Annotated in this window: 15 protein-coding genes and 2 other annotated features; all 15 genes read right to left on the bottom strand. The window is 37.7% G+C overall.

From position 1 onward, the window contains the following. Positions 1 to 11 precede the first annotated feature (11 nt). The 15 genes from ACTJJD_RS17135 to ACTJJD_RS17205 all read right to left on the bottom strand — a co-directional run bounded on the left by ACTJJD_RS17135 (position 12) and on the right by ACTJJD_RS17205 (position 17,497). On the bottom strand, positions 12 to 578 hold the full coding sequence (locus tag ACTJJD_RS17135) for a hypothetical protein (RefSeq protein WP_025206950.1): 567 nt from the start codon (positions 576 to 578) through the stop codon (positions 12 to 14). A 174-nt stretch (positions 579 to 752) separates the two neighbouring features. Further along, positions 753 to 2,672, bottom strand: coding sequence for a threonine--tRNA ligase (gene thrS, locus ACTJJD_RS17140; RefSeq protein WP_116307691.1), 1,920 nt, complete (start codon positions 2,670 to 2,672; stop codon positions 753 to 755). A gap of 51 nt (positions 2,673 to 2,723) precedes the next feature. Further along, positions 2,724 to 2,948, bottom strand: a binding site (T-box leader). 38 nt (positions 2,949 to 2,986) lie between these two features. Then, positions 2,987 to 3,211, bottom strand: a binding site (T-box leader). A gap of 74 nt (positions 3,212 to 3,285) precedes the next feature. Then, positions 3,286 to 4,470: a DUF1835 domain-containing protein gene (locus ACTJJD_RS17145; protein ID WP_440608689.1), complete on the bottom strand. Its 1,185-nt coding sequence runs from the start codon at positions 4,468 to 4,470 to the stop codon at positions 3,286 to 3,288. A gap of 274 nt (positions 4,471 to 4,744) precedes the next feature. After that, positions 4,745 to 5,575 (bottom strand): DNA alkylation repair protein, encoded by an 831-nt coding sequence (locus ACTJJD_RS17150; RefSeq protein ID WP_440608690.1) that lies wholly within the window; start codon positions 5,573 to 5,575, stop codon positions 4,745 to 4,747. Between the two features lie 190 nt (positions 5,576 to 5,765). Then, the gene (locus tag ACTJJD_RS17155; RefSeq protein WP_440608691.1) at positions 5,766 to 6,941 is read right to left on the bottom strand and encodes an MFS transporter; all 1,176 of its coding nucleotides are present in this window, start codon (positions 6,939 to 6,941) and stop codon (positions 5,766 to 5,768) included. Positions 6,942 to 6,967: 26 nt separating this feature from the next. After that, positions 6,968 to 7,795: a MerR family transcriptional regulator gene (locus ACTJJD_RS17160; protein WP_024720257.1), complete on the bottom strand. Its 828-nt coding sequence runs from the start codon at positions 7,793 to 7,795 to the stop codon at positions 6,968 to 6,970. A 134-nt stretch (positions 7,796 to 7,929) separates the two neighbouring features. Beyond that, positions 7,930 to 8,448 (bottom strand): hypothetical protein, encoded by a 519-nt coding sequence (locus ACTJJD_RS17165; protein ID WP_440608692.1) that lies wholly within the window; start codon positions 8,446 to 8,448, stop codon positions 7,930 to 7,932. A gap of 26 nt (positions 8,449 to 8,474) precedes the next feature. Beyond that, complete coding sequence (locus ACTJJD_RS17170) at positions 8,475 to 8,885, bottom strand: DUF6508 domain-containing protein (RefSeq protein ID WP_410685316.1); 411 nt, start codon at positions 8,883 to 8,885, stop codon at positions 8,475 to 8,477. Positions 8,886 to 9,125: 240 nt separating this feature from the next. Then, on the bottom strand, positions 9,126 to 10,586 hold the full coding sequence (locus ACTJJD_RS17175; RefSeq protein ID WP_440608693.1) for an LlaJI family restriction endonuclease: 1,461 nt from the start codon (positions 10,584 to 10,586) through the stop codon (positions 9,126 to 9,128). Beyond that, positions 10,583 to 12,727: an AAA family ATPase gene (locus ACTJJD_RS17180; RefSeq protein WP_440608694.1), complete on the bottom strand. Its 2,145-nt coding sequence runs from the start codon at positions 12,725 to 12,727 to the stop codon at positions 10,583 to 10,585. Before ACTJJD_RS17180 ends, ACTJJD_RS17175 begins: the two co-directional genes overlap by 4 nt. Next, complete coding sequence (locus tag ACTJJD_RS17185) at positions 12,714 to 13,802, bottom strand: DNA cytosine methyltransferase (RefSeq protein ID WP_440608695.1); 1,089 nt, start codon at positions 13,800 to 13,802, stop codon at positions 12,714 to 12,716. The genes ACTJJD_RS17180 and ACTJJD_RS17185 overlap by 14 nt, the downstream gene beginning before the upstream one ends. After that, entirely contained in the window at positions 13,792 to 14,523 is a 732-nt protein-coding gene (locus ACTJJD_RS17190) for a DNA-methyltransferase (protein ID WP_236810295.1), read from the bottom strand. Before ACTJJD_RS17190 ends, ACTJJD_RS17185 begins: the two co-directional genes overlap by 11 nt. Before the next feature lie 20 nt (positions 14,524 to 14,543). Continuing rightward, on the bottom strand, positions 14,544 to 14,723 hold the full coding sequence (locus ACTJJD_RS17195) for a helix-turn-helix domain-containing protein (RefSeq protein ID WP_236810294.1): 180 nt from the start codon (positions 14,721 to 14,723) through the stop codon (positions 14,544 to 14,546). Between the two features lie 410 nt (positions 14,724 to 15,133). Further along, the gene (gene rlmD / locus ACTJJD_RS17200; protein ID WP_440608696.1) at positions 15,134 to 16,525 is read right to left on the bottom strand and encodes a 23S rRNA (uracil(1939)-C(5))-methyltransferase RlmD; all 1,392 of its coding nucleotides are present in this window, start codon (positions 16,523 to 16,525) and stop codon (positions 15,134 to 15,136) included. Positions 16,526 to 16,627: 102 nt separating this feature from the next. Continuing rightward, positions 16,628 to 17,497, bottom strand: coding sequence for a DNA-3-methyladenine glycosylase family protein (locus tag ACTJJD_RS17205; RefSeq protein WP_048002092.1), 870 nt, complete (start codon positions 17,495 to 17,497; stop codon positions 16,628 to 16,630). Positions 17,498 to 17,705 lie beyond the last annotated feature (208 nt).

The raw sequence follows: 17,705 nt of genomic DNA on the forward strand, positions 1-17,705 counted from the left end.
ATGATGATGTTTTATGGAAGAATAAAAATAACGATAAAGATGAAAATGACGATTGCCATAAAAAATCCTAATGCGATTGCCATTATATTTGACTCTTTTGTGTAGCCTGTTAATTCACCTACAGTCGATCGGTCAATTTTTCTAAAACGAAAAAGCATGCTTATATTTAAAATGGCTAGAACCATCAAAAACAAGAAAATGATCAATGCAGGATCGACGTCACTGAATGCATTATCCACATTTTGTAAAGTGAATGATTGAATAAACATAATGACACTCAATATGATTTTCCACACATGATCTAACCGTTTTTCTTTTTCCCACTCTTTCCCTAATTTCTCTTTTTCATAAATAGCTACCTGCTCTAAAATAGGGATGAAAGACTTTGTTGTTCCTTTTCTGATAAAGCCTAAAATGCCTTGGATAAGGATTAAAATTCCTAAACAAAAAAGGAAATGTGTCAGTTGGATTTTAACAATTTGAATCAACATAAAAAAAATGATGATCATAAGTCCGACAAATAAATTAGAGATAGCGATTTGTTTTGTCCTCATCTTTTTTAGTGCAGCTTGTTCCATGTGATAAACTCCTCCTCGTTTCAAATTTTTCTGATAAACGCTCTATCCTTATTACGATTTTAACGAAAAAATGTTTCAATATTTTCCCTTTCAATTGTCAATTCGGCTTTTTCACAAATGAAAAGACGCCCACCATTCAATGAACGTCTTATCCTTCTTCATGAAATCAGCACATCATATTTGAGCTGTTCTGTCTTTTATTTGCTGGGCTGCCAAGTGTTTAAAGTCATCAATAGACAGCAGCTTTGACATTTTTTCTCCATGTTGTCTGATGTTCAGTGTTTTTTCTTGCATTTCTGTATCTCCAATGACAGCGATATAAGGAATTTTTTGCATTTGTGCTTCTCTCATTTTATAGCCGAGTTTTTCATCCCGTTCATCGATTGTGACTCTAATTCCGATATTTCTTAATTGCTGCCGCACCTCTATGCAGTAATCAAGGTGAACGCTTGAGACAGGTATGATTTGTACTTGGATTGGTGCGAGCCATAACGGGAAGACGCCCGCAAAATGTTCAATGAGAATACCAAGGAACCGGTCAAGTGAACCAAAAATGGCACTATGAATGACAACTGGCCGCACCTTTTCATTTTTCTCGTTGATATATGTTAAATCAAATTTCTCTGGCATTTGAAAATCCAGCTGAATTGTGGCGCACTGGTGGCTCCGCTTTAGTGCATCTTGAATATGAAAGTCGATCTTCGGACCATAAAATGCCCCATCTCCTTCATTTAAGTAGTAGTCAATCTTTAACTGATCAAGCACATTTTTTAGCGCTTTTTCGGATACATCCCAAATAGCGTCATCCCCTAATGCTTTTTCTGGACGAGTGGATAGTTCGACTGAATACTCAAAACCAAATGTCCGATATACGTAATCAACTAATTGGAAAATCTGTTTAATTTCAGCTTCAATTTGTTCTTCTCTCAAAAAAATATGGGCATCATCTTGGCAAAATGTTCTGACCCTGAACAATCCATTTAATGCTCCGCTGAATTCATGACGATGCACCTGACCAAATTCAGACATTCTAATTGGAAGGTCTCTATAGGAATATAAGTTATTTTTGAACATGAGCATATGCCCTGGACAGTTCATCGGCTTTAAAGCAAAACTTGTATCGTCTACTTCTGAGAAATACATATTCTCATGATAATGATCCCAATGACCTGACTTTTCCCAAAGTTCTTGGTTCATCATAAATGGCGTACTTACTTCTTCATATTGCGCTTTTCCTCGCACTTCTCTTGAAAAGGCCATTAATTCATTTCTGACAATCTGACCTTTTGGTAAATAAAACGGCATGCCTGGCGCTTCTTCTGAAAACATAAAGAGGGATAACTGTTTCCCTAATTTCCGGTGATCACGTTTATTTGCTTCTTCCATGAAATGAAGATAATCAGCTAGATGATTTGGATGCTGAAACGCTACACCATACACTCGCTGCAAGACATCCTGATTGCTATCTCCCCGCCAATAAGCCCCTGCCACACGTGTTAGTTTAAATGCCTTTAAATACCCTGTAGAAGGTAAATGGGGACCGCGGCACAAATCGATAAATTCTCCTTGCTGATAAATCGTGATGGCTTCTTGTCGAGGGAGACTTTTTAAAATATCCAGTTTATATGGATCATGTGCAAACATCACTTCAGCTTCTTTGTAAGAGACTTCCATTCTTTGAATAAGGTGATTCTCGTTTATGATGTTTTTCATCTCTTTTTCAATCATTGCCAAATCCTCTACGCTTAACGTTTGATTCAGCTTCATATCATAGTAAAATCCATTCTCAATGACAGGTCCGATCCCCAGTGTCACATTGTCATATAACCTTTTCACAGCTTGGGCTAATACATGTGTAGCTGTATGACGTAACACTTCCAGCCCTTCTTTTGAATCAAGTGTTAGAATCGAAACCCCCGCATCGTTGTTTAACGGATAACTTAAGTCCACTGTCTGATCATTGATCTTTCCCGCTACTGCTTTTTTTCTTAAACTTGGGCTAATATGGGAGGCAACCTCTGCGACTGTCGTACCTGCGGAGAACTCCTTGATCTTTCCATCTGGAAATTGAATTTTCACCATTTTTTCTCTCATCACTGACACACCTTTCTCTTTTTTGAAATAAAAAAACACACTCATCCCTCATAGAGGGACGAATGTGTAATCCGTGGTTCCACCCAAATTCCCATAACGCGTATTCGCTTTATGGCTCTGGTGCCGTAACGTGGCGTAGACGGTATTGGATACTGTAATGTTCCCCAATACAGCTCAAAGGTGGTAAGATAGCTTTTCTGCGTTAGGAAGATTTCACCGTGACTTCCCTCTCTGTGAACCGATAAAAGCTACTCATGTCCTTTTCAAAGCAATCATGCTATAAAAGTAAACAAAAAAAACACACCCATCCCTCATAAAGGGACGAATGTGTGATCCGTGGTTCCACCCAAATTCCCATAACGCGTATTCGCTTTATGGCTCTTGGTGCCGTAACGTGGCGTAGACGGTATTGGATACTGTAATTTCCCCAATACAGCTCAAAGGTGGTAAGACAACTTTTCTGCGTTAGGAAGATTTCACCGTGACTTCCCTCTCTGTGAACCAATAAAAGCTGCTCATGTCCTTTTCTTCGCTTTTGATTTCTCCATATATTACATGATGATGGGGAATGATGTAAAGATTTATTTTGTATAGTGCTATTGAATTTTATTCACTAAATGAAATGTCTTGTCATTTCACTGGGGCTATATTCGACTTGATACTTAGGAGATAACGCATTCTTCACTTCTTCCGTTATACACTCCCCTGCTTGATTAAATTTCTTTTCCATTTCTACCCCTTCTGGCAGCAAGTCATCTGTTTCTTCATCAAACCAACAACCATACTGTATGGCCCAATTCCATATTTTAGAGAATAGTACATCGCTTATAGGTACATCATCTCTTTCTAAATGACATTGACAATGTCCGCATTGAAAAGGTTCGCCACCATAGGTTCCTTCAATTTTCACATAAGGTTGGTGCTCAAAATCACGACAACATACCCATTTTTTGAATTCCCGACCAAATGTTGTCAGTTTTATCGAGTAATAACGCATGGACGTTCGTTTTCCTTTCATAGCAAAAACACCTTGATCAATCAGCTTCTTTAGCCGATACTCAATAAAATCATCTCCGATATATTGTTCTAAATGACCAAGGACTTCTCCAATTAAGCGTGGAGTTACAATGTATTCCTCTTCTGGCTCGGACAGATGAAGCCGCTTAGCCATTTTTACTAAATAAGCATCAAATTCATCTTCTGGTACGTTAATTGTTTGTTCACTTCGCCATATCCGCAGCGTATGATCTGTTTCGGCAATGTGAAGCCACTCTTCTTGTAATCGTTCTCTTTCTTCCTTGGAAATGGTGTGAAAGTGATTTTTACTTTCATAAATAATTTTAAATTTTTCAGATGGGATTTCCCCAGTATGTCGAAGGTCCATGCGAAACGTCTTTGTATTAAAATGGTGATCATATGCAATCGCTGTATTGATGACAGACACGTCCACGTTTTTTCCTTTTAATAAATAGATGGCAAATCGTAGACCTATTTGTTCATGTGCATTGTTGCCTATCCATATCATTAAATGTGATCCATCTTTTATATCCTTCACTTGTTGAATCATTATTTGCTGATCGATGACCATATCATCAAATCTACCAAACTCATTGGACATGACATGACGAAGCCACTCAATACGAGTCTCTTGTCCTTGACGTTCATGTAAGTGTGTAAGTGGGCCAATGGAGTAGATATCATCAAAGGTGATGATGTCTTCCACTGGTTTTTGCTTCATTTCTCGTAATGCTTGTTTTAAACTACCAGCAGTTGCTGCCCCAAATACGATATGTATCATTATTCGTCTCCCTTTATCTTACATTTTATATCATCTTCGCCTATTCATGGTTCTTACGTCAATTCTATTGAGTCAATTTCATTCAAAAGTACGACGATGAGAGGATAAGATCTATATAAAGAATGCAGAATTGAGGAGACTAGATTTTTTATAAAAAATGAAAAACCCCACGAAATGGGGCAGTTAGTTTACTGAGTTAACTTTGAGACTTTCTTTCTAATGATCTATTGATAGAAATACCCTCCAAAAGGGGAAATTCAGTTTATGTACTTCTTCACAAGTTCCCCTTCACAATCGTTCTTTTGGCTTTCTTGACAATTCTGCTGGTTGCTTTAGTATCAGAATCTTTTAACCACTGTTCACACAGGTTTATGACCCAATTTGGTTGTGTTTTACTAGCGTCATTGAGCCAGTTTCCTACAGAATCTTGAACATATGTTGATGGATCAGATTTGAGCAAGTCTAGAATAGGCTGTGCCCTCATTGGCTCTTGTTTTAATGACTCAATATGCTTTGTCCAAACACCTCTTGGGCGAATAGCTTCTACTGAGAATCGGCGAATATTTTCATCTTTACTTTTAGCCCATTCTGTTAAATGTTCTATACTTTGATCGAGCTGATCCGTTAGGCTTTCTCTCACTGACATCCACGCAATTTCTCGAACTCCAAAATGAGGATCAGCTGCAAATGGTTGAATGTACGCCAATTTCTCTTCCAAAGTTGATAAACGGTGTTTGTTCATATAAGCAGCCCAACAACGGACGCTATCAGATACATGGTGAGTAAATACCTGTAGCACTTCCGCTTGTTTTTCCCCATTCTCTTTCTGTAGCCATTCATCTAACAATTGACCGATAAGACGAATTGCTTTCATTCCAGACTCAGCCTTTTGTTGAGTGATCTTAGATGTTAAACCGTCTAAATGATGGTCTAAACCAACGGATGGCAAAACATGACGTAATAGCGTCACATGATTGACAGCCAGCCATTCAGTTAAATTCACACTCTCTATTTTTCCTTGATTCAAAAGGAACAAGACGTCATGAGGGATATCAGTCCCCTTTCGAGCACCTTTTCGATTGATGATCTCCTCGCTTATTTGCATTTATTTTCTCTCCTCGCCTAGTGGTGCTTTTGTTTGATATTCATCGTTTTTAAAAGAAATATATGAATGCCTTCAATCTTTGGATATTGCCCCCTATTGTATCAAATAAACAACTTTACTGGTGCATTCTTCAAATCAAAAAGGAACTACCCAAAATAAGTAGTCCCTTCCATACAAAATTGAATTTAAGTTACCTTCCTTGCTCGATCACCTTCAAACTCTTCTGCTGAGAAATTCTGTCAAACGCCACCATCAGTAAAGCGAGAAGAACCGTTCCAGCACTGATCCAGCTCAGGTGCAATATAGATGTCCTGCTCAATACAATCCCCCCTAACCCCGAGCCTAAAGCAAATCCGAATTGAATAAATGATGTATTGACACTTAATGCGATATCAGGAGATTTTGGAACAAGGGTTACAAGATATAGCTGCTGAGCTGGTGATGTACTCCATGTTGCGATCATCCATATCATGATAACAGCCACCATGACCACGAGATTCCCTGTGACAAATGCTAGTAGCATGAGCATCATGATTTGCAAGATGATGCCAGAAAAAATCGTGAAGATTGGTCCTTTTTTATCTGCTGCCATCCCTCCAAGGCTTGACCCTAAAAAGCTGCATATTCCCGCTAGTAACAAAATGCCACTGATTTCTGTGATGCTTAGGTTGGCTGATTTTTGCAGGAAGGGCGTTAAATAGGTAAATAACGTGGAATATCCCCCTACATAGAATAACGTGACTGCCACTGCAAGTAATATACGCTTGTCTTTTAAAATCGATAATTGCATACGAAGCGTCACCGGTTCTTGTTCTTTCATAGAAGGGATCCGCCTATACACCACAATCAGCGGAATAAGCGTGATCACTCCAATGGCTGCGAATAATCCTTTCCATCCGATCACACTGCTTAGAAATGTCCCGATTGGAACGCCTAAAACCAAGGAGCTGCTCAATCCCATTAAAATGATGCCAATCGCTGTTCCTCTTTTTTCCCGTTCTACAAGACGAGTTGCAACCGCCATCGCCACTACAATCGCCGTTCCCCCACTGATTCCTTGTAAAACTCTTGTGATCATGACCATTTCAAACGAATGACTGATACTTGTGATGAAGTTACTTAAAATAAAAATGATCAGCGTCCATGTTAATATTTTTCTGCGGTCCATATTGATGGTTAGTGCGATGACAATCGGTGCACCGATTGCGGCCGAAAGTGCTAAAGATGTGACCAATAAGCCAGCAGTAGACGTTGTGACATGTAAATCATGTGCGACCATTTGAATAATGCCCGTAATGATGTATTCGATCGTTCCGATTAAAAAAGCTGCTAAAGCAAGTAAATAGACAACGGTTTTATTTTGCATCGTGACGTTTCTCCTTTGGGCCATGTTTACGATTTGATTTCATTTTTAATAGGAATTTGAATTTCAATGAGTCTGCCTTCTTCATTTTCTGACAATGGGTAATAGATTTCTCGGCCCGGCTGATCATCTTTCACGCGGTATCCGTTATGTTCAATCCATGTCGCCAGGTCAACACAAGCAGTTTGTGCGGATGGAGAATGGGAATGAAATAAGAGTGTTGCCATGGTGTCTTCTGCAGGTAACGTGCGAATTGTCATTCCCTGAGGAAGAGAGCATCTTAACGATTTGACGGAATACCCCACCTCAAATTCGAACTCACTTTCTTTCTCCAGTGATTCTCTCCATAGCACCACTTGTGGTCCCGAGATCGATTCTTGTTGATGTTTATGTAATAAATGATGAAACATTTGAAAGAATGAAGGGATTTCTTCAACAGTTCCGTTGGATTGAAAAGACATGATGCGTTTACTTTCAACAGATTTAATGATGACCTCCTGTTCTTTTTCAACACACCCCTCTCGTTTGATGAGATGCATCCGCTCCTTAATACGGGCTAATTTCTGTTGTTCTCTCTCGATCAATTGCTGAATCTCACTCTCTTTCAAGAGAAACATGCCCTGAATTTGCTCTACTGAGATATCTTCACGAAGAAGCTGCCCCATTTGCTTTAACGTAAAGCCTAATTCCTTATAGAGAAAAATTCGATTGACCTCAAGTAACTGCTCAGCTGAGTAATAACGGTATCCCGAATCTTGATCGATCTGCTGAGGCTTTAATAAATCAATTTGGTCGTAATACCTTAAGGTTTTGACAGGCACTTTACTTAACATAGAAAAATCGCCGATCTTGAACATCCTGCATCTCCTCCGATTTGTTGATCTGATCACAGTATAAACCTTTCAGTTAAGGGGAAGGTCAACATGAAGTTGATTAAATTTTTCAAAAGCACAAAAAAACCTAGATTTCTCTAAAATCTAGGTTTTGCTCATTATCCTACTATTTTTTCTAACAATCCCATCTCTTCAACAATCTTTATATCATCCATAAATCGTTGCAAACTTACTTTATGTTCTTTCTTTTGTAAATCTGTTGAATAACCTAAGCATAGATTAAAAATACAATCTAACCTTTGTCCGACTCCACTATAAAAATAATTCGTCAATATTCCATTATTTTCACTTGCAAGAACCACAACTGTAGCGATCTCTAATACATATTCTATATCTTCTATAGAAATCGTTCGATCCTTTTTCTTAGCAGTCATGAATTCATGACTATGAATAGAACGAATCCTACCTTCAAGTAAATTGAGTATAGACCTTTTATAGATGACATACACACTGTGAATATGATGTTTATCAGGACAATAGGGATCTTGTAAAATGAATTTTATACGTTCATCTTCTTTTTCAATTTTTATTGCATCAAGATCATATAATAAAATATGATCAATTTCTTCTATTTTCATAGTAGGATACATGTGGGCTACATCTGTTTTGTTTTTCATTTGATCACCCCGAAATCTAGTCTCTCTTACTCCAAACGTTCCAATCTTTCAAGCCACTTGACAATAGCTCCGTTTTTAAAGAAATCGAGTATGACACCCTCGCAAAATCGTTCAGCTCTCAGAACCCCCATGATGAGAGCCAGTACACATTGCGAATTTAAATTGGAAACGTCCACATCCTCCATGTCGTTCATTCCCCATTCAATTCCATTTTCTTTGAGGATCTCTCTATAGCGGGTAATCTCCAGTTCTTGATGCTGTTCTGCAAAGGTATAGACATCCTCGATAAAACGACGGACCGTTTCGGAATAATTCACATAGGGCATCTGAATCGGGTGTTCCGCTGTTCCATCATTTTCTTGATCTATGACCCATTCACCAAGCCGCTCTCTTCGAAGCAACGGTATATATTTTGTTAAAAGGTCGAATTCATTCATCCTAATCCTCTCCATTTCTCAATAAGACCTATAGTAAAAACCCACAACTCTATATTAAAGTCATGGGCTATTTTTTATCTAACTAAATCTATTTCGAATCATAAAAAGGCCTTTATTTACCTAGTCTTACCATCGATACAACTTCTCTAAATTTATGACAGCAAACATTTCATTACAGAATCTTTCTTCCATATTTTCTTTAAATGAAAGATTATATACCATAAATACCACATATATCCTTTATAAATGAAGTAAACCTATGCTCATTTTTTCATTTGCTAAATAGTACGAGTATATCAATTCTGCGGGCAACTGTCTTATTTGTATATTCTGTAACCCGAGAGCATCTAACATTTCTATATTGACGTATCCCTTATTAATAATGCTATGTTGTTCAGTTGGAAACAGAAAGCAATTTTTAACATCTTGAATTCCATGATCATTAACAAATTTTTTAAATGCCAACTGATATAAGTACTGCTTTGTAATATCGCCAATTCCGGGTTGTCCCCGTAGTTCTTTGCCATGCGCAAGTTGAATATTATAATACTTAGCATCAAATATAATGAACTGGTGTGAGTTATTCTTCTTATGGATTGACACAAGGTCTGGAACGAGGGTTTCCCTAGCAGCCTTTTGAAACTCAGAACCATCATGCTTATAACCATTCCACTTTGGCCTTTCTATTAGTGAAATGAGCAGATCATAAGGATTGTATCCGTCAGTTAAAGTGATAGACAGTGAACCGAGTGGAGTTTGTAATTGATTGTCTAGTACTTCTGCACATACTTTTTCCCATACTAGATTAAAACTGTTTGTACCAAACATAGTGAAACAATCAATTTCTGCAAGAGCGCTACTATGTGCAACAAAGGCATATAATGTCTTTAGTAATATCTGCTTTCTTGTATTAAACTGCAAACTCAATTCATTTTGTATGCGGTAAAGTATATAGTCTGTTTCTCCAAAGTCACTTAGTTCTTCATCAGACACTTCAATCGGTAATATATCAAACAAATCCAACAAATCTGCATCTTGTAGTTCTCTAGAGCAAATACTTACAATAGATCCATGAAGTCTTTTAAAGTAGTCAAAATCATCATTAATACGTTTTTGTGTAAACAGTTCTGTGTAATATGGTCGATTATTACTGAGGTAAGTAAAGGTCTCATTTATCGTCTTGTCCCACAGTATTTCACCAGAACCATTAGTTTCAATTATATTTTTTGTATTCGTATATGCACCATTTTCGTAGTAGTCATTTAGCAAGAAAATCATAACAGCAAGCAAGTTGAAAGCACTGCTCTCACTGTTATCATTATACATACGAATAATTTGCTCCTTGGCATTATACTTTTCAAGAACTTTTATTATTTTTTTTAACTCTGGTAAAGGCTCATTATTAGTTAAGATATATTTAGGATAGCATTTTAATACAATACCCCAAACAGTTATTACTCCAACGAAAGTAAACACATAAAGATATTCGCTTTCACCAATCTCTACATCTACAACTTCAATATCTTCGTCCAAAAGATCTGACATATTTTTTTGATTATCCGTTGCTTTTACAGCCTTTAGAACACCAAACTCTTTCAAACGCTTAATAATACTTACGGTTTTTTCTTCCGAGCATTGAAAGATGCCCTGTAATTCAGTTTGATTGTATCTTTTCTGTTCTCGGACAAACTTCGATATCATTCTGCGCCGTCCTCTGTAATTATAGGAGTAGTAGCAGGGAATTTATTACTAATATTTTCGGCAAAGATAAATACACCCTTATCCTCAAATTCTTTGCAAATCGAAGAGTATTTTGTCTTGTCATTGCATCCATCAAAAAGAGTCTGGCGTTTTTGTTTTGCTGCGTCATCAAATAAATACATAATAACTTTGCTCTTAAATGCGGCGATAAACTTTGTTGGATTAATAGGCTCAGTTTCAGGAACGATTTTTTTTGACAGAAAATAAGGGCCAATCAACTTATCCTCATTCACTTTATATGAAAGAAGTTCAGTATTTATTGCCTTACGCAATTCATTCCACTCAACGCTTCTCTTGTTTGCACCTTTACCCAGTTCAACAGTTTTACCTACAATTTTTTCTTCACTATCATCAATACCTAAATAAGTGAAGTCCCACCTACGTTTGAATGCAGTATCCATCGGGAATACACCTTGGTCAGCACTATTCATAGTTGCCCATATAAACATATTATCTGGGATCTTGATTTCAGAATACTCTTTTGGCTTACCACCTAATTCTTTAGCAAGATATTTTTTAACATCCTCAGATGTTTGAATAGCATATTCACTAACATTATCATCATCACGGTCTAACAACTGAAATATATCACCAAATACAGCTGCAACATTCGCTCTGTTAATTTCTTCAACAATTAATAAATATGGCTTAGGATTATCTGACTGAGCATTTTTAAGTGCTTTAACATACGTCCTCATAAATGGGCCAGGAACGTATTCATATGTAATTTCGCTAGCAGGGTTTTTATTTGAAATCAGATTTACATATTGCCTAATCGCATGACCATGATTTCGTTCAACGCTATTATTACCACTAGTATCAGAGCCATCTTTAAATTTGTTATATAGCAAATCATATTTTTCTTGAGCCGTTTTATCATCCAATAGAACAGTTAAAATAGCCCTCTCATCTTCGCTTCCGATAAGATTTTTTGCTGAATCCACCATCGTAGGCTTGTAAGTTCCCACAAAGTTAGCATAAGAATAGTCAGGATGGAAAGTCACACGCTCGTACTTGCCACCATTTTTAAGTAAAGAATCCTTATCTCGATTTAAAGTATAACTTTTACCTGTTCCTGGAGCACCAAAGATAATTCTATTATGGTGGAAATCATTATTTTGATATCCCGTTCTAAATTTTAATAATTCAGCACTAGAAGAATCAGCAAGATAGTCATCATTGGATTCATGTGTCTCATCTGCTCCACTCTGCACTTCTTCATACTCGTCAATTCCTACAATTTTTGTAGTACTTAGAGACAAGAATGTAGAAACACGTTTTTGATAATCAGCAAGGTTTAGATCTGGATCGTTTGTAGAAGTAACTGTTCCATGCGAATAGTTCAAATATGGATTAGTTCCATCATTTAGTGAGGTTTTTAGAACTCGTAATGAACCCTTGGCTTCTTTATCACCATTAATGTCTACAGTAGCGGTGGTAGTTAAGAGTTTACGATAGATGCTATCTTGATTAAAAATTACACCTTGACCCCTATCATCCAGTTTAAATACTGCTGTTTCTGACAAAGCAGTTAACACAGATTTAAGTAATTTGTCTTCACGTTCACTTGTGGCAACATTCAATCCCAACCAATTAAGCAAAACTTTCTTATATTTCTCCTCTGCCACAACCATAGCGACATCAATAATATCCATATTCGTAGTAAAATGTATCTCTTTTGGATATCTCACACCGCCTGTTCTCTCAGAACTAACAGGCTTAGTATTATCCTGAAAAACAATTTTCCCCAATTTCCAATACAGTTCAAACGCTACAATAAGAGCTTCCATTTGTGATTTTAATAATTGATTGTTACCCACCGTTCTGCGGAATAGTTCATCTGAAATGCCATGACCACTATACACTGGTGAAGCGTATGCAACAAGCTGATTCATGACTTCATCGGAGATACGGATTGAATCACCATCTTGAACCGAATACTTTACTTCTGCCGGACGTCCTTCACTTTTCCAAATCAAAATAAAAAGGGCAAGTGTCGCTTTAACGTTGGGCAAAGATGACTTAATGCCAAGTTTTAAATCTATATCTTCATAAATCTCCATGTTTTCAGGCCTTTGCATATTTTGTATCCTCCTTATAGACTTCTATATCCTTCATAATTTCCTGAGCAATGGCTTTAGCTAATAAAGGTGGAACAGCATTTCCTACCTGTTTCATTTGAGATCCTTTAGTGCCAACAAAGTGAAAAGAGTCTGGGAAAGACTGTATGCGTGCCGCTTCACGAACAGTAATTGCACGATTCAAAAAAGGATGTGTAAACTTTCCTGATGATGGTGTATCAAATCGCGTCGTAATAGTAACAGATATTTCATCTTTTCTCATACGGGTCCATGTACCACTATAAATAGATTTTGTTAAGTGCTCTTCTGGAAGAACTTCCTTTCCACTATTTGGTGGAATTAATGACAACCTTTCTAAAGCTAAAGCAGAATGATTAGTTGCGACATGATTATATAAAATAGTCGATTCTTTTCTCAAAGTTTCTTGGTAAGAACTTTGTGGTGGGTTTCTATATTCTTGTTTTTCAGATCCCTCACCAGAAATCAAGTAAGATAAATCACTTATCGCATCCCAGATTGTTACTTTACCTTCTTGTGGTGTTGGAAGTGGAGGAGCAACATCTCCTTGCTTACCAATAATTATCGCACGTCTTCTATTTTGTGGCACTCCATAATCTGATGCATTTAACACTCCCATGTTTAATTCGTACCCCATATCATTAAAGAGTTTCTCTAGTTCATTCTTAAAATACCCGCGTTCAGCGGTAAGTAAATTAGGGACATTTTCCATTACAAAATACTTTGGACGTACTTTCTCAACAACTCTCACAAAAGATTTAAAAAGGAAATTACGTTCATCATGAATTGTTTTTCTCTGACCCTTCTGCGAAAATCCTTGACATGGTGGCCCTCCAATAATGACATCTATTTCCTCAAAATACCTTGAAAATGTTTTTTCAAGATCTAAAGTTGTTATATCAGCCACTAACATATCCGTATTAGGATGGTTTATTTTATAGGCATCTGCTATTGAGAAATCATACTCATTTGCAAATACTACATCAAACCCTATTTGTTCAAATCCCAAAGACATTCCTCCAACACCAGCAAATAAATCGATTACTTTAGGCTTCATTTGGCACCTCCTCGATACGCTTAGATGCAGCATTAAAATAATTTTCATCTAACTCAATTCCAATAAAATTTCTATTATGTCTTTTCGCTGCTACTCCCGTTGTTCCGCTACCCATAAATGGATCCAAGACAGTATCACCCTCCATAGATAAAATTTCCACAAAGTGTTCCATTAATTGTTCTGGCTTTTGAGTAGGGTGCTTACCATACTTTTTCTCCCCATTTGGTGTAATTGATGTTTCTATAAAATCATGTATTAAGCGACCTTCATTATTAAATGTACCTGTACGTGTCTTATAAGTGAAGTATAACCATGCTTCAGTTGAATTGACAAAATGGAGGTTCATATTTCGTGGCATTGGATTTAACTTATGCCAAACTCCAGTAGTCTTATAATAAAAACCACTTTTTTCTGCAAGCCTGATCAACGTTTCAACTTTAATAATTGCCATGAAAACAATCATTGAACCACCTTTTTTTAACACCCTAGAAGACTCCTTAAAAAGGTCGTCCATTGATTTTTGCCAATCACCAAAATTAAGGTCATCCCAACCAGCTGCTCCAAAAAAATTTTCTCTCATTTTCACAAGATTAGTATCTCTATTTTTCATAAAATTCCCTAAATTATATGGGGGATCAGTTATTATCAAATCAACAGTTGCATCTTCTAATTGCTTCATCGTTTCGATACAATCACCGTTGTATAAGCGTATTTCTGCCATAAAACTCTTCCTTCCAAAACTTATTCTATCGCGCTTTTTCCACTCTTGACCCATTCATCAACTTCTGAAAGTTTAAACTTCCACTGTCGTCCAATTTTACGAGCAGGGATATCTGTTTTTTTTATCCAATTTCGGATTGTATCTTTTGTAACCCCTAAATACTCTGAAATTTCTTCAAGGTTTGACCATTTTTCATTCATCTCATTCACCTCGGACATCAAACTGGTGATAATAATCATTAACAAGCAATTATAACATAAAAAAACAATGAATATAAATATTTTAATATAAAATCACACTATTTAATTGAAATAGATGGTAATAGATAAGAATAATCAATGATAAATATTGTTTATATTAAATAATAATTATTTCAATTCCATATTGAACCCATTATGGTTAGACTTTTGTTATTTTTTACATCCATCCTATCTCAACACCTCACAAAATTATCCCTTCAATCATCTCAACCCCACACCCATTTCTTCAGTCGATATGTTTCTCCAATAAATAAAAACAAGGATTTCCGTGACTAGGAGCACCCACCCCGCAACCGACAGAATGTTTCCCAATCTCGAAAATCCTTTATTTATAAGTGTTTTGTATAGTTCTATTTCTCTATCCTTGACATCAAGGACACACACTCCACATGGGACGTATGCGGAAACATATCCACTGGTTGCATGTATTCGATCTTGTAGTCTTTTGACATATATTCGAGGTCTTTTGCTAGTGTAGATGGGTTGCAAGAGACGTAGACAAAGCGTTTTGGTTTGACTTGTTTGACGGTGTCTAGGAAAGTGCGTTCGCAGCCTGTTCTTGGCGGGTCGACGACGATAACATCGGGACGGAAGCCTTCTTTGACCCATTTTGGCAGCCAGTGTTCGGCTGTGCCTGTCACATAAGTCGCGTTTTTCATGCCGTGTTTTTTGGCATTTTTCTTCGCGTCATCAATTGATTCTTTGATGACATCCATACCTCTTACTTCTTTTGCGCCATCTGAGATCCACATTCCAATGGTTCCAACACCGCAATACGCATCGACTACCTTTTCTTTGCCAGTCAGTTTGGCCGCTTTTTTCGCTTCGTCGTAAAGCTTTAATGTCTGCTTCGGATTCAATTGGAAGAAAGCCCGTGCACTCAATTCAAATGAGACGTCTCCTAAAAATTCTTGGATGACCATGTTGCCAGCTAGGTGCGATGTTTTATGCCCAAAGATGACTGATGTTTTTTCGCCATTGATATTGTGCATAATAGACGTCACTTCTGGCAGACGTTTTTGAATGGCTTCGGCGATTTCTTTTTTCTTTGGAAACTCAGGCTTTGATGTGACAAGGACGACTTGGACTTCACCTGTTTCAAAGCCGACACGCACAACAATCGAGCGCACGTCGCCTTTTCTTGTCCGCTCGTTGTAGACAGATACGCCGAATTTCTCTAAAATTTTGCGGACGACGCCTGTTGTTTTGTTCGTTTTCGGATGCTGGACGATACATTCCTTGATTGGGACAAGTTTATGAGAATTCAGCCCATAAAGCCCTGCGATGATGTCGCCGCTATGTGATCTTCCGACTTGGAACTGACTTTTATTCCGGTAGTGCCACGGATCTTCCATACCAATTGTTGGTCTAATGTCGATCTTTTCAACCGACAGCTTTGTATGACGCTCCATTGATTGAATGACAATATCGCGTTTTTCCTTTAACTGCTGCTCATACGCCAAATGTTGAAGCTGACAGCCTCCGCACTCTTCGTATACTGGGCACGGCGGTTTCACTCGATGTTCTGAGCGCTTGCGAACTTTCCTCACCGTACCTTCTGCATATTTCGCTTGAACATTCGTTGCTTCCACTACTACTTCCTCACCTGGAAGTGCACCTGGGACAAAGACCACTTGCTTTTTAAAATAACCGACCCCTTCCCCATTAATGCCAAGGCGTTTAATGGTAAGCGGGAACTGCTGCCCCTTTTGCAGAAGGGCTCCTTGCTGTTTTTCTTTCACGTTTATTCTCTCCGTTCTATTTAAACCTTTATCGGTTGTCCTCATTTTATTCCATCTGAATAGTATATCACGACTTGGACGAAGAGAGAAAATGCCTTTCAATTATTTGTCTGTCTCAATACTTCTCCATAAATAAAGGGAGGCGTAGCTTAAATACGGTGCCCACTCCTTGCTTAAAACTGCCATCTCTTCTTTTGTTGGCTTTTCTGGCAGGTCAAAGTGACGTTTGATCGCATTTTGAATCCCGATATCTGCCATTGGAAAGAGATTTGGTCTTCCAAGTCCATTCATGAGGACATTTTGAACCGTCCAAGGTCCAATCCCTCTAATCGGAAGCAGACGTTCTTCAATTTCAATATCCGGTAAGTCGTGTAATTCTTCTAAATCCAGAGAGCCGCTCACTATTCGCTTTGAGACATCAATGACATATTCCGCTTTTCGCTGACTGAATTGCAGTTTTCTCAAATCATCGGTTTCAAGTGATGCAATGGTTTCCGGTAAAGGGTCAAACCAAACGCCGTCGATTTGCTCACCATACGTATGAACAAACCGTTTCGTCAGCTCATAAGCAAATGCAAGATTGAGCTGTTGATGAATGATGCATTTCATCAAGCAATGATATAGATGGAAATCCAGCATAAGCGGCGTTCCGATATGACGTTCAAAAATGGGCGCAAGATTTGTTTGAGCAAAATGCTCATGCACGGCATGTAATTGATGCTCCATGCCAAATATCCGCTTCACCTCAGAAAGGATGGCTTCCTCCGGCCCGTTAGCCTGTACCCGGAACGAAGGTGCTTCTTTTGTTCCTGTCGCTTGAACGACTGCAATGTACGGTTTATGATTCAGCCTCATCGGTACTTTGATTTCTCTTTTATCCAGATCGACCGCCTTTAATGGATCGCTCGACAAACGTCTCAGCACTTGATCGAAGTGATAGGGCGGTTCAACCAATAGGTGTTTTTCCCACATGTTTTTCCTCTTCCTTTCTGTCAACACACGCAGATGTGATTGTTTCACTTTGCATGAATGATTCTCTATATTGAATACTTTTAAATATAAAGAGTACAAGAATTTATCAGTTATATCTTCCTTATTTATGGTCATTCTCCTTTTGGATAGATGAAAATTTTTAGTCGAATTCAGCTAAAATTCGACAGCAATCTTCAACATTTTAGGA

The organism is Bacillus sp. 22446 (genome assembly GCF_052044955.1).
Lineage (GTDB): Bacteria > Bacillota > Bacilli > Bacillales > Bacillaceae > Bacillus > Bacillus altitudinis.